Origin of the sequence: Enterocloster sp. 210928-DFI.2.20 (assembly GCF_020554465.1) — a bacterium.
Lineage (GTDB): Bacteria > Bacillota > Clostridia > Lachnospirales > Lachnospiraceae > Enterocloster > Enterocloster bolteae.
The window spans coordinates 54,613-67,980 of record NZ_JAJCHK010000005.1; the positions used below are offsets into that span (position 1 = coordinate 54,613).

The window sequence follows — 13,368 nt, forward strand, 5'->3', positions numbered from 1 at the left end:
ATGGAATTGAAGAAAGAACTGCCCGAAATATTTGAAGAATTTGCAGATGCAAGGAAAAATTCGTTTCTTGCCATAAAAGAATTAAAGGAGGAAGGCATACCTGTGGTCGGTGTCTTTTGTACCTATCTTCCAAGGGAAATCCCTCACGCCATGGGTGCCTCTGTTGTGGGACTCTGTTCTGTGACTGATGAAACCATACCTGACGCTGAAAAGGATCTGCCCAGAAACCTCTGTCCCCTCATCAAATCCAGCTACGGCTTTGCCAAGACAGACAAATGTCCTTTCTTTTATTTCTCTGATCTGATTGTAGGCGAGACGACCTGCGACGGAAAAAAGAAAATGTACGAGATGCTGGCTGAATTCAAGCCGGTCCATGTCATTGAACTGCCCAACTGCCAGACAGAAGCCGGAATAGGACTTTACCGCCAGGAACTGATACGGTTTAAGGAGGTGCTGGAGAAGAAATTCGGCACTGTCATCACTGAGGATGCCATCCGCTGCCAGATACATAACAGAAACCAGATTCTTGCGGCCCTTAACCGCCTTCAGTATGTGATGGCCCTGGACCCGGCACCGGCTCTTGGACTGGATATCGTCAACATTGTTTACGGCACGGGATTTAAGATGAAAATTGATACACTGGCAGAAGAAGTGAATGCCATCACGGATAAGATTGAGGCTGAATACGCCCAGGGCAGGAATATTGGAAAGAGGGCCAGAATCCTGGTGACCGGTTCTCCCTCCGGCGGTGCCGCCCTCAAGGTAGTGCGCGCCATTGAAGATAACGGCGGCGTGGTGGTCTGCTTTGAAAACTGCTCCGGCATGAAGCCCTTAGACCCCATTGATGAGGATAACCCCGACGTATATGACGCCCTGGCCAGAAAGTACCTGAACATCGGCTGTTCCTGCATGTCCCCCAACCCCAGGCGTATGGAGCTGTTAGACAGGCTTATTGACGATTTCCATGTGGACGGCGTGGTGGATTTGGTTCTGCAGGCATGCCACACCTACAATGTGGAGACCTCCCTGGTGCGCAGGCTGGTAAAGGAGAAGAAGGGTCTTCCCTATACCGTTGTGGAGACAGACTATTCCCAGGCCGACGTGGGCCAGCTGAACACAAGGATGGCTGCCTTCATCGAGATGCTATAAGGAATAATCTATCACGATTTTCCTGCATGCTGCGCAGCAATAGGCGTTTTCCACTACCGCTGCCCCCAGTGTCTTTCTGGCTAACTGTACGCCGCTGTTCCTGTCATTACGGGAAACCAGACCGGGCTCATGGCGCTCCCTTCTCCATGCAATGCAGCGGGCGTCTGATGTGAGGAATCCTGCTTCCATCTCTTGATTGCAATAAGGACATTTCATTTCTTCCACTGCCTCCTTGTTTTTCTTCTCATTGAGCATAGCACAGAGAAGAAAAAAACACAATAAGCTCCCGCATGGGCCAGGAATTGGACGGCTGGTTTCAGGAACCGGTGTTGCAGTGTCATTTTCCCTGGGTTATAATATTTAGTATGTCGGACAAAGAATCAAAGGAGGAGATACATATGGTAGAAATAAACAGAAACGCCTGCACCGGCTGCGGGCAGTGTATGAGTGATTGTATCGCAAACAACCTGTTTCTGAGGGAAGGAAAAGCAGAGGTGTCCGGAAACTGTATCCTCTGCGGCCACTGTGTTGCTGTCTGTCCTTTAAACGCCGTGTCCATACCGGAATACGATATGGGGGATGTGGAGGAGCTGAGTCAGGAACAGGCCGGACTGGATTCAGACCGGCTTCTCAAGGCAATCAAGTTCCGGCGCAGCGTGCGAAGGTTCAAACAGAAGCCTGTCAGCTCCGGGGACCTGGATATGCTGTTGCAGGCCGGACGGTATACAGCCACAGCCAAGAATATGCAGGACTGCCGCTTTATCTTTGTCCAGAAGGAGCTGGAAATCTTAAAAACTCTTATCTGGGACGGAATCGGCCGTATTCTGGACAGCCCTGCTCCGGGGCCGGCCCAGGCATACCGGGGCTTTTATGAGGCCCATATGGCTGATTCAAAACAGGACTATCTCTTCCGCAACGCGCCTGCCGTCCTGTTCATTGCTTCTGAGGCAAATATAGACGCAGGGCTGGCTGCCCAGAACATGGAACTGATGGGTGTCTCACTGGGGCTTGGATTCCTCTATAACGGCTATCTGAGAAGGGCAGCTGAAATGAATCCCCAGGTTTTAGACTGGCTGGGAGTGGGAGAAAAAAAGATAGAGGCCTGCGCCCTTCTGGGCTATCCTGATATTACATATAAAAGAACAGCTCCCAGAAGGGCGGCGGATGTGATTTTCCGTTGAAATCACGGTTTTCCTCTACATCCGCCTCATAAAAGCAATATCTGCTCCGGCTGATGCAGGATTCATCTCCTCCCGGAGCAGATACATGTCCGGTTTGTTTTCATGAAGCCAGCGGCTGATTTCTGCATACCGCAGGATGCCTTCCCCCAGCTGTTTTGGCTGGTATGCGCGGTCTTTCCCCAGACTGTAGTCTTTTATGTGCATCACGTCAATATACGTCCCGACGGACGCAAGCCACTGGTTCCAGTAAGCATCCTGATCCGTGGTCTCCGGGAATTCCAACAGATTGGAGGCGTCGAATATCAGCCGCAGGTGATCCGGGTCACCCACCATCCGGATTGTCTTAAGCGTGGTCTCCAGGTCCGCAAGAGGATGCCAGTACACGGGTTCGATTGCCAGCTTCATGTCAATGCGCTGCGCCTCCTCCATGACCCGCATAAGGCTGTCCATCATGTACGGACACCAGGCAGCCCTTTCCTCCCTGCTCAAACGTGGATATGCTGTCTCGGTTCCCACCACGCCGGCTCCCATTTCCTTTGCGTAAAGCAGGCAGTTTTTCAAAGTCTCCACCGCATACTCCCTTACACTGCGGTCGGGATTGCCCAGGTCCATGTAGCATCCCATCACCGGAATCTCCACCCGGTTCTTCTCAAATGCCCTTCTGATTCGCTCAATGTGGGACAGCCGGATATCCTCATAGCTGTCAATCTCCTCAAATACCTTGGGAAGCGCCAGCTGGGCCCCATCATAGCCTTCTTCACGCAGCAGGGATGCCAGCCCTTCTATACTGTGTTTACCGTAATCGTGTGCGCGTACGCCTATTTTCATCTTGTATCCCTCTCTGTTTGTATTAATGTCTGTTTGTATTAATCCCTGTTTGTATTAATCCCTGTCTGTATTAATCTCTGTCTGTAGTCTGAAAAACAGCCCATCATCTATCATCATACAGAAATACCGTCTGAAAACAAGAACGTGGTTCGCCAAAGAATGTGTCCTTATTTGTATCTTTATGCCTTCTTCAGCTGCCCTTACTGTCTTACAGGAAGCATCACCAGTATCTCCGCCACTTCATTGTCCGTGGCAACCCGCTGGGGAGGCCCCCAGGTTCCTGCGCCTGAGGTGACGATAACCTGGGGCGAATCAACGGATGCCCGGTAATATCCATAATCCACATCAAAAACCGCATCCGTAATCAGATTAAAGGGGAACATCTGTCCCTTATGGGTATGCCCGCAGAGAATCAGGTCTGTCTCTTCCCCATAGTCCCGGATATTTCCCGGCTGATGGTCCATCACAATCACAGGCAGATCCTCTGTCCTTTCAGGCAGTTCCAGGCTCCCCCGCCGCTCTCCCTGCCCGCCGATAGGAAATGAGTCCTTTCTTCCTGCCAGTACAAAACGGCTGTCTATCACAACGGCCTCGTCCTGCAGTACCCGGACACCTGCCTCTGAGAGGAATTCCGTCATCCGGTCATAGCTGGGGCCGGCATCATGGTTTCCGAGGCAGGCATAAACACCGTAAACCGATTCTATTTTCAAAAACAGTTCCTTAAGAGTCCCGGCATCAGCCAGGGCCGTGGCATCGCCGTCAAATATATCTCCGGCAATACAGACCAAATCCGGCTTTGTGGAGTTTACCGCGTTAATGACCTTTTCAAGGTGATGTTCTCCTATGACATACCCCAGATGCAGGTCGCTGATTAGGGCAATCCGAAGAGGCGCCTTCTCTTGTGTCTGGCCCCCAATCTGGATTTCATAGGGTTTTATCTGTATCACAGCGCCATGGACTGCCCCATACACAGAAAGGGCCGCCGAAAGAAGCAGCGGTATGGCTCCCGCGGCAACGCCGGCCCTGCATGACAGCGGCGCCGGCAAGAGACGAAGCAGTCCCGCCAGGAACATAAACAATCCTGCCAGATTAACCAGCATTACCATGTAGACAATAAACCCCAGAAGATAGTGGCAGACATAAAAAACAGGCGCAAATATGCCGTTTCCTGGAACACGGCTCACAATAAAAGCGCCCAGAATCCCGGTGACAGCCAGACCGTAGGCAATTCCATAGGGCAAGGGTCCTATACACGGAAAAAGAGGCCCCAGCCACTGGAACAATTTCCGTCCGGCATTGGCGAACAATCCGATCACAGCCGCAAGTGCGGCAAACAGGCTTATCAGTTTCATCCTATACTCCATCTCTCTTCCTGTAATGAAGAGGCGTGCATCCCATGTACCTGGTAAATGTATTGGAAAAATGGCTGCTTCCCGAAAACCCGGCTGCCAGCGCAATTTCAAGAATGCTCTTACCCGTGTGGGTCAGCAGATACTCTCCCATGCGCACCCGGTAGGAAATAAGATAATCCACCGGGGACTGGCCCAGTATCTCCTTAAAATCCCTGCAGCATTCACTTGTGCTGACACTGGCTGCCCTGGCAATATCCTCCAGCCGTATCTTCCTGGCATACTCCTGGTGGATAAACGTAAGGCAGGAACGGACCCGCCTGTATGGGACATCGGAATAGGAAGTGTGCTTTTCCCGTTTTAAGTCCATGTTTTCGTACAGCGTAAGCCCTGTCTGCTGAAGCAGAATCTGGAGACGCCACAGGTACCCCGGAGGCCGTCTGCAGTCGCACAGATACATGTCATGTATGCAGGACAATGCCTCCTTATGCCATGGACATGTATTGTCCAACAGAAAAAAATCCACATCGGCCCCTGTAATAAAGGAGGCGCACTGTGCCTCTACCAATCCGCCCGAAAGGCCGTGAAGCAGATAAGGGTCCGCCAGCACGGCGCAGTAGGCGCTGCCGCGCTGATGGTGATAGGGAGCGACCATGTGCAGCATATTAGGAGGCAGAAGCCCGCCCTGCCCGCTGGAAAGCACGTAAGAACGGACCCCGGTCTGAAACTCGATGGCGCCTCTCAGCACGTAGACCAATTCCAATTCCTTATGCCAATGCCATGGGATACTGCGGTTCGGGTACAAATCCAGATCATCCAGATACACCTCCATGGGAAATGCAGGCGTGCCGTGGCAGGTTACTTCCTCCAAATTTCCATTTACTTCCAGATAGTTTAACTGCATCTAAAGTCTCCTCCAGCTCAAGACAGGATTTTGTTATTTTTAGCCGCTATATTATTACAAATTTTTCTATAGCTCCATTATAATGAAAAAAAAGGACATATGCAAGAGATTCTGTTTCAAAGGAGTGATTATGGAGATGAAGTTAACTTATATTGCCATCCATACTGCAAAACCGGAGAGAATGAAGGATTTTTATGTGAAATATTTAGGTGCGGTCGCGGATGAGCCGCGCCCTGCCGGCAAAGATGGCCAGGAAGCGGATACCGGCCTGGCAGACAGCACATTCGGCGGGACCGTGTACAACCTGTCCTTTGAGGGCGGAGTGAAAATCAGGCTCATACCGGAACGGCCTGTTATTTGTGATGCCTTATCTTCCGTATCTTTTGCCTCAGCACTCATATCCTCCGCTCCATCCTCCATATCCCCTGCCATGCAGGCCCGCCCCTCCTATGCGGTATGTCTGACCTTCACGGTTGGCAGCAGGAAACGTGTCAACGAACTCACCGGCCAGCTGATAATGGAAGGTTATGATGTTATCTGTGAGCCGGGGTTTTATGGGGTGGAGCATTACAGCAGCAGCGTTTTTGACCCGGAGGGAAATGTAATTGAATTGGTGGCGTAAAAAACAACTGCGGGCAGCCGGATAGAGCCATCCGGTGCCTGTCAAAAAATGAGCCTTCAAAGGGATTTATCCCTCCAGAAGACTCATGTGTTCTTTATCCAGGACCAGAAGGCATCCACCCAGGCCGAACCCGCTTTCTGCCAATAATCCTTCTCTGATTTTCACCTCTCTGCGTATGGTGTTCATCTTCCTGACATCCAGCGCGTACTGCGCATTCCTGAGAATATATGAAACGTCAAAGGACGCAGAGACCACCACTTCGGATATATCGAATAAATTGGCCACATTCACGATTCCGATACCCAGATACCTGCCGCAGGTCTCAAAAACCTGCAGGGCTGCCTTGTCCCCGCTCTCTGCCAAAGGCACCAAATCTCCTGCCTGCTTTATCTCTTTCCCTGTAAGCTCGCTATATATCCGCATCATTGCCTTCTCGCTTGTATAGAGTCCCAGGCACCCGCGGCTGCCGCATTTGCATTCCAGTCCATTTTTATCAACCGTCATATGGCCGATACGGCCTGAATTTCCCATCTCCCCCTGCATCAGGCTGCCGTCTGTCCAGATGGCCATGCCTATCCCTGAACGGATAACAATATAGAGCATATTCTGCACATCCTCAAGATGGGCCGCTTTTCTCTCCGCCCAGGAAAGAAGGTTTACATCATTGCATATATAGACCGGCTTACCCACATATCTCTGTATGATATCTCCAATGGGTACGTTCTCCCATCCCTCGATCCGTTCAAACAGCACCGAATGGTTCTGTTTATAGTCAATCACTCCCGGAATGCCCATTCCAACCCCTAAAAGCCGGCTTCTGTCAATACCTGAATCCTGAATCAAGTCATCCATCTGCTGTTTCAGCAGACGTATCATCTGGTCTTTATCTGAGTCCCTGGGATAGACACGGACGGAAAAGCAGATATTCTCACATTCCAGATTGCTGATAGCCATACGCACTTTAGGAAACTCCAGGTCGATTCCCATGGCATAGGCCGCACCAGCATTTGCGTGGTAAAGCACGGGATTTCTGCCGCCGTTGGATGTGCCGTAACCGCTTTTAACCACCAGGTTGTCCGCTGTCATTTCCTGTACCAGGCTGGTTACGGTCGGACGGCTGAGATGGGTCATATATGCTATATCTGTCATGGTGACTGCCTTATGGGACCAGATACATTCGTATACCACCTGCCTGTTGGCTTTCTTCACATCACTGAGATTATTCCCCTTCATATTCCCCCTCCTGTAACGGCCCAATGCTTTTTACATTTTTCCGTATTACCATCATCATTATATCTTGCCCCTGCTTCCAGTGTCAATAGATAAAAGGCAGCCGTTTCCTCTGTATAAAACGGCTGCCCAATATCATAATTAGAATTTGTCCAGCTTCTTTTGAATCACCTGTTTTCTCGTCTCCGCGGCCTCACGCAGCTGCTTTTTGTGCTCCTGTATCCATAACAGGTTTGCCTCAACCTCTTTTTTTGCCCTGTCAATCATGGACTTCATGGCCTTATCACCGGTTCCTCCTCTGACCTCTCTGCATTTTACAAAATGCCAGGGATTGATACACTGGGCGATGGGCATAAAATCAAAAGCAAAAGGCTCTCCAAAGAACTCATGATAGGCAGATGAAAAGAATTCTTCAGATATATTTTTTAAATTGTAATTCATGGTTCCTGCCTTTTTAACAAGAAAACTAACAAAGGAATGGGCCTTCCTGAATGGTATCTTATAAGAGCGGTACATTTGGTCGGCAATATCAGTAACCACGGAAAAACTTTCATAGGCCCTGCTCTCAAGCAATTCTTTGTTTACCTCCAGCGTACTGATAACTGCGCGGAACAACTGCACATTTTTTTGGAACAGCTCCAGGCAGCCAAATACACTATCCTCGATGTCTTCATAATCAGAAATATCCCCGTACGGGCTTTTCAGAAACCCGGTCAGTACCGTATCCGCCATTCCCTTCAGAACAGACAGAGAGGACCGCAGATGTTCCAATGCAATGGGATTTCTTTTCTGAGGCATAATGGAGCTTATGGAAATGTAGCCGTCCGCCACATGAATCATATTCATTTCCTGTGTTGCCCAGAGAAGCAAATCCGTAACAATCCTGCCCATATCCAAAGCACACAATCCCAACGCACTGGCTGTCTGCGTCAAATAGTCGCTGTTTCCAATGGCATCGTATGCATTCTCAATCATGCCTGAAAAACCAGCCAGCTCTGCCACCCGTTCTCTGGAAACAGGAAAACCAGTGGTCGTCACTGCGGCAGCGCCCATGGGCGACTGGTTCACTGCATCATAAGCTCTGCACAGACGTTTAAAATCACGTTCCAGCATATCCGCGGCTCCGAGAAAATAATGTCCCAATAATCCGGGCTGCGCATGCTGTGTATGGGTATGAATTACATACAAGGTGTCTTTATGCTCCTCTGCAAACAATACAATGGCATTTTTCAGATACAGGAACTGTTCCATGGCCTGCAAAAGGCCATCCCGCACCGCCATGTGGGACCATGCCACGCACATGTCATTGCGGCTCCTGGCCAGATGCAGATTGCCCGCAATACCGTCTGTCGCCTCTATCAGCTTGCTTTCCATATAAAAATACAGGTCTTCATACCGCCCATCATACACCGTATTTTTATAGAACTCCTGATCCAGTTCCCCAAGAGCCTTTAGAATAACGTTTCCACTGTTTTCATCCACAATCCCCTGTTCCATCAGCATAATCAGATGGGCTTCATTTATTGCCTGAATATAGGGAAGCATCCGGTTTTTAGCTCTCTCATAGCCAGGTTCCAGCTCCATGGCAACCAGTGCCTTCCCTGGGTATTTCATCCCTTCCTGTTCCAGCGTCTGCTTTCTTAATTCCGTATATGTCTCTGGCAGCCTCATGCCCCTTATGCCCTCCTCTTTCATCTTTTCATAATATACCTACTGGTCTGCCACAGCTCCGTCCTCCCGCAGCTTTGTCACATATAAACGCGGCTTGTACGGATAGTCATTCATGGCCGATTCATTTAGCTCTATTCCGATTCCAGGTCCCTCCGGCACGGTCAGATAGCCGTCCTTCAGAGTAAGAGTGGATTTTACTATCCTATTTTTAGGTACACTGTCCTCGCCCAGCGGATATTCCTGAATCGCAAAGTTTGGTATGGCCGCAGCCAATTGGATGCAGGCCGCCGTACTGACCGGACTCAGGGGGTTATGGGGCACCACCAGAACTCCCCTGGCTTCCGCCAGGGCCGCAATCTTTTTGGCCTGTGTTATTCCGCCGCACAGGCATACATCCGGGCGTATGTACTGGCATGCATTACGTGAAAGAAGCATTCCAAATTCCTCTAAAGTGTGGAGCCTTTCACCTGTGGCGATGGGAATATGTATTTTATCAGCTACTTTTTCCATATCATCAAAATTGTCAGGTCTCACCGGATCTTCAAAAAACATGGGTCTGGCCTGTTCTATTTCCCTTCCCAGCGCAATTGCTTCCGGCACATTTAACTGTCTGTGTATTTCAATACAAAGGTCTACCTCATTTCCCACCGCCTCCCTGTATTGATAGACGCGTTCAGACGCATTGCTTATTTTAGCGGCAAAGCTTTCAAGAGGCATGATTTCCCTGCGGTCCGAATCCACAAAGGGCGTCAGATGCCCTACTGCTGTAAATCCGCGGGCTTTGGCATTCCTGCATCCCCGGATCAGTTCTTCTCCGGTGGATCCGAATACATGATAATAGACCCTGGCTTTATGCCGTACTTTTCCCCCCAACAGCTCATAGCATGGGACACCGTAATATTTGCCCTTTATGTCCCACAGGGCAATATCAATTGCTGACAGCGCTCCCATGATGGCAGCTCCCCTAAAGTGGTAACACCGGTACATATACTGCCAGTGGTGCTCTATCAAAAGAGGATTCTGTCCTATCAGATACCGTTTGAAGGTCTCCACCACTGCCTCTGAGGCTTCTAAGAAGGCCCATGCCCCGGATTCGCCCACACCCGATATGCCCTCATCCGTATCCACCCGTACAAACATATATTGATCAATCAACCGCGTGCTTACATCTGTTATCTTCATCCTTACTCCTCCTATCCTTTTACGGAACCGCTGGTAAGACCTCCCACCAGATACTTCTGGGCAAACAGCGCAAACAAAAAGGAAGGTATGCATACAATCATGGAGGCTGCCAGCACATCCCCCTGCAGCATGCTGTCTCTGGAACTAAAGTCCGCGATTACCACTGGCAATGTTTTCTTTGACTCATCAATTAACAGCGTGTTGGCCAGCAGGAAGTTATTCCAGATGCCGATAAACGTCATGATGCCGCTGGCCGCAAGCCCTGGCAATGCCACAGGAAGGAATATATGCCAGAGTGTCTGGATTTTTGCCAGACCATCTATCTCCGCTGCTTCAATCAGGTCTGACGGGATGGTTTCAAAATAGGACTGCATGGTCCATATACAGATAGGCAGTTCAAATGCAATGTAACACAGAATCAGCCCTTTGTATGTGTTAATCAATCCCATCTTGGACATCATCAGATAAATAGGTATGATAATTAAGATCTGCGGAAACATATATACAAATAATACCATTTTGCTGAATGTCTCTTTCATCCGGTACTCATATGCCTTATAGCTGAATGCGGCCAGGCATGCAACTGCCAGTGTAAGAATGGTGGAAACCACCGTAATAAAAATACTGTTCCACAGGAAACGGGCAATTCCAAATTCCGTAAATACCTTCTTCACAAAATACAGGGAATATGTTTGAGGAAGGATGGAAGGCGGAAGCTTGGTTACGGTCTGAGGACTTTGCAGTGCCGAAACCACCAGCCAGTATACGGGAAATATAATTGGTATTACCACTGCCACTGCCAGAATATGTATTCCAATCAGTTTCAGAAGCTTGCTGTTTTTTCTGTTCACATGTCCACCCCCATTAGCCATACAGCTTATCCTGCCGCTTTTTCAGTATGAAATAAATTGCTGCAAATATTATTAGAATCACAAATAGAATCATGGTTATGGCAGAGCCCTCTCCCATTCTGTAACTGCTGAACGCTCTCCTGTATGCATAAATAGGAGTTGTCTGCGTGGCCTCAGCCGGTCCGCCTCCTGTCATGACCCATGGCAAATCATAGAAATTAAATGTCCATATGAATCTCAGGATTCCTGATACCATGACAACAGGCATCAAAAGCGGCAATGTGATCTTACAAAACCGGTTCCAGCCATTTGCCCCGTCAATCTGTCCCGCTTCATATAAGTCAGAAGGAATCCCCTGAAGGCCCGCAAGGAACATGGTTATAAGCATTGGCACGCCGCGCCAGACATTGGCCAGTATAAGGATAAACATGGCTGTGTGTTCATTGGCGATCCACGCTACGGGTTCTTTTAACACATGCAGATCTATTAATATATAATTCATGATCCCGTAAATGTCATGAAACATCCACCTGAATATCATGGCAACCGCTACCGTGGGCACCAGCCACGGCATTATCACCAGTCCTCTGAACAGCCCCTTAAAACGCAGGTCCGGATGATTCAAAAGGATGGCAATGGCCAGCCCTAATACAACCTGCGGTATAAGTGAGCCAAAGGTAAAGATAAGCGACCGTCCCACTGCCTGCCAGAATGAGGCATCTTGTAATATCTTTATATAGTTTGCTATCCCGACAAAGTTCATGACCGGTTTTCTGACGCTGTAGCCTGTAAAACTCATTACAAGAGCATAGAGCATCGGATATACCACAATTCCAAATATAATCAGAATAGCCGGCATATAAAGCAAGGTTCCCTGAGTACTCGTCCTGTTTTTCTTTTTCCTGTTACCGGACATCCGGTATCCACCCCCTTTTAGACAGAGTGGATATTCTGCTGTGTCTGCTCAGAATATCCACTCCCAAAATGATTATAACAGTTTCTCCAGTTCGCCCACAATATAATCCACTGCCTGGTCCGCACTATACCCATCTGAAAGCATCTTAATCAGGCCATTGCCCAGAATACACTGGGATTCAAACTCGCCGGCGCCCGGGAACGGTCCATTGACCATGCCTAAACCATTGGATGTTGACAGAATATCAAGCGCCATATCCGGTACCATTTCTTTCAGATTGTCAGGAAGATTTTCCTGATATTTGGTGTTCTGGAAGAGATCTTCCTTGGCTGGGAACATGGCATATGGATAGCTGAGATAAAAGTCAACCATGTTATCACCTGTAAACATATATCTCACAAAATCCTTTGCCAGTCCTGTATTGCCGTCGGAAGAAATACTCAATCCAACCCATCCCTGTCCGGAACCTGTCTTTTTTCTTCCGGGTATTTTAAAATAAGATACATCATCCATGTCATCAGGGGCAACGGACTGCAGTGTATAGTAAATTTCAGGTGTGTCGATTCGGCTCATCACAGTACCGCCTGCCACCATTTCCCTGACATTTGTCTGTGTATAACCCACGGTTCCCTCCGGCGCGCAGTCCTTCACTAATTTGTAGAGGTAGTCATATGTTTCCACCATGGCGGCCCGGCTTTCATCGTCCAGGTCAATATACCACTCACCATTTTCATCCACATTTAAAAGGTCCACATCATTGGCCTGCAGGAAACTCCAAATCGTTTTCCAGGCGTGGAGGTCTCCCAAAGGCAGGGCAAAACCATATCTGTCCTTGGATGGGTCTGTCACGGCCTTACACATATCGTAATACTCTTCCCAGGTTGTGGGCAGAGTCTCGATACCGGCCTCTTTCAGCCAGCTGTCCCTGTAATAAGCCACATAAGGAGTGATATAAAGAGGAACAGAATATAATCCATCCTCATATGCCCCCTGAACAGTTAACGATGTACTTAAAAACGCATCCTTTCCCCCTATTTCCTCCACAAGGTCAGATAGCTCCAGCAGGCCTCCCGTACCAGCCAAGGACTGGGGATACCCCGTTCCTGTCACCATAATATCCGGTGCGTTTCCTGCCATAATAGCTGATACAATTTTGTCCATGGCCCCGCTCCATGGCATGACTGTAATGTTAATCTGTGTTCCCGGATTCTGTTCCATATAAGAATCGGCCAGCTTCTGCAGTTCATCGGCCCTCTCCTGCTGTGTCAGCATGGACCACATCTCAATGGTTCCTGTCGCTTCCTCTGCAGATTCTGCCTGGGCGGAATCTACATTCTCCGCGTTGTTTTCTGATACCTTTACCTCTTGTGCATCCTTTGTACCGGAGTCAGCGCTCTGTCCGCATCCTGCCGCAGCCATCATGACGGCTGCTCCCATAATAACCCCCAGTATCCGTTTCCCTTTCTTTGTCATTTTTGTACCTCC

At 49.1% G+C, this 13,368-nt stretch carries 13 protein-coding genes; 3 read left to right on the forward strand and 10 right to left on the reverse strand.

Annotation, left to right across the window (positions count from 1 at the left end; all coding sequences use genetic code 11):
• A complete protein-coding gene (locus tag LI015_RS06995; protein WP_002564916.1) occupies nt 1–1,149 on the forward strand; it encodes a double-cubane-cluster-containing anaerobic reductase in 1,149 nt (382 codons plus the stop codon).
• Here LI015_RS06995 and LI015_RS07000 read toward each other — a convergent pair.
• On the reverse strand, nt 1,144–1,365 hold the full coding sequence (locus tag LI015_RS07000) for a PF20097 family protein (RefSeq protein ID WP_002564917.1): 222 nt from the start codon (nt 1,363–1,365) through the stop codon (nt 1,144–1,146). The two genes, LI015_RS06995 and LI015_RS07000, sit on opposite strands and share 6 nt — an antisense overlap.
• 182 nt (nt 1,366–1,547) lie before the next feature.
• Here LI015_RS07000 and LI015_RS07005 point away from each other — a divergent pair, with 182 nt between their 5' ends.
• Nucleotides 1,548–2,330: a nitroreductase family protein gene (locus LI015_RS07005; protein WP_002572623.1), complete on the forward strand. Its 783-nt coding sequence runs from the start codon at nt 1,548–1,550 to the stop codon at nt 2,328–2,330.
• A gap of 15 nt (nt 2,331–2,345) precedes the next feature.
• Here LI015_RS07005 and LI015_RS07010 read toward each other — a convergent pair whose 3' ends face one another.
• The 3 genes from LI015_RS07010 to LI015_RS07020 form a co-directional block, all read right to left on the reverse strand.
• A complete protein-coding gene (locus LI015_RS07010; protein ID WP_117626150.1) occupies nt 2,346–3,158 on the reverse strand; it encodes a sugar phosphate isomerase/epimerase family protein in 813 nt (270 codons plus the stop codon).
• 200 nt (nt 3,159–3,358) lie between these two features.
• Entirely contained in the window at nt 3,359–4,510 is a 1,152-nt protein-coding gene (locus LI015_RS07015) for a metallophosphoesterase (RefSeq protein ID WP_002572624.1), read from the reverse strand.
• 1 nt (nt 4,511) lies between these two features.
• Nucleotides 4,512–5,411, reverse strand: a complete 900-nt coding sequence (locus LI015_RS07020) for an AraC family transcriptional regulator (protein ID WP_002572625.1) — start codon at nt 5,409–5,411, stop codon at nt 4,512–4,514.
• 130 nt (nt 5,412–5,541) lie between these two features.
• Here LI015_RS07020 and LI015_RS07025 point away from each other — a divergent pair, with 130 nt between their 5' ends.
• Complete coding sequence (locus tag LI015_RS07025) at nt 5,542–6,033, forward strand: VOC family protein (RefSeq protein ID WP_002564922.1); 492 nt, start codon at nt 5,542–5,544, stop codon at nt 6,031–6,033.
• A gap of 66 nt (nt 6,034–6,099) precedes the next feature.
• Here LI015_RS07025 and LI015_RS07030 read toward each other — a convergent pair whose 3' ends face one another.
• The 6 genes from LI015_RS07030 to LI015_RS07055 form a co-directional block, all read right to left on the reverse strand.
• A complete protein-coding gene (locus tag LI015_RS07030; RefSeq protein WP_002564923.1) occupies nt 6,100–7,266 on the reverse strand; it encodes an ROK family transcriptional regulator in 1,167 nt (388 codons plus the stop codon).
• 138 nt (nt 7,267–7,404) lie between these two features.
• Nucleotides 7,405–8,934 carry an argininosuccinate lyase gene (argH, locus tag LI015_RS07035; protein ID WP_227124362.1) on the reverse strand — a complete coding sequence of 510 codons (1,530 nt, stop codon included), beginning with the start codon at nt 8,932–8,934 and terminating at the stop codon, nt 7,405–7,407.
• Nucleotides 8,935–8,973: 39 nt separating this feature from the next.
• Nucleotides 8,974–10,116, reverse strand: coding sequence for a galactonate dehydratase (gene dgoD / locus LI015_RS07040; protein ID WP_227124363.1), 1,143 nt, complete (start codon nt 10,114–10,116; stop codon nt 8,974–8,976).
• A gap of 11 nt (nt 10,117–10,127) precedes the next feature.
• Nucleotides 10,128–10,967 carry a carbohydrate ABC transporter permease gene (locus LI015_RS07045; RefSeq protein WP_227124364.1) on the reverse strand — a complete coding sequence of 280 codons (840 nt, stop codon included), beginning with the start codon at nt 10,965–10,967 and terminating at the stop codon, nt 10,128–10,130.
• 13 nt (nt 10,968–10,980) lie between these two features.
• Complete coding sequence (locus LI015_RS07050) at nt 10,981–11,883, reverse strand: carbohydrate ABC transporter permease (protein ID WP_002564927.1); 903 nt, start codon at nt 11,881–11,883, stop codon at nt 10,981–10,983.
• 72 nt (nt 11,884–11,955) lie between these two features.
• On the reverse strand, nt 11,956–13,356 hold the full coding sequence (locus tag LI015_RS07055) for an ABC transporter substrate-binding protein (RefSeq protein WP_227124365.1): 1,401 nt from the start codon (nt 13,354–13,356) through the stop codon (nt 11,956–11,958).
• Nucleotides 13,357–13,368: the final 12 nt, after the last annotated feature.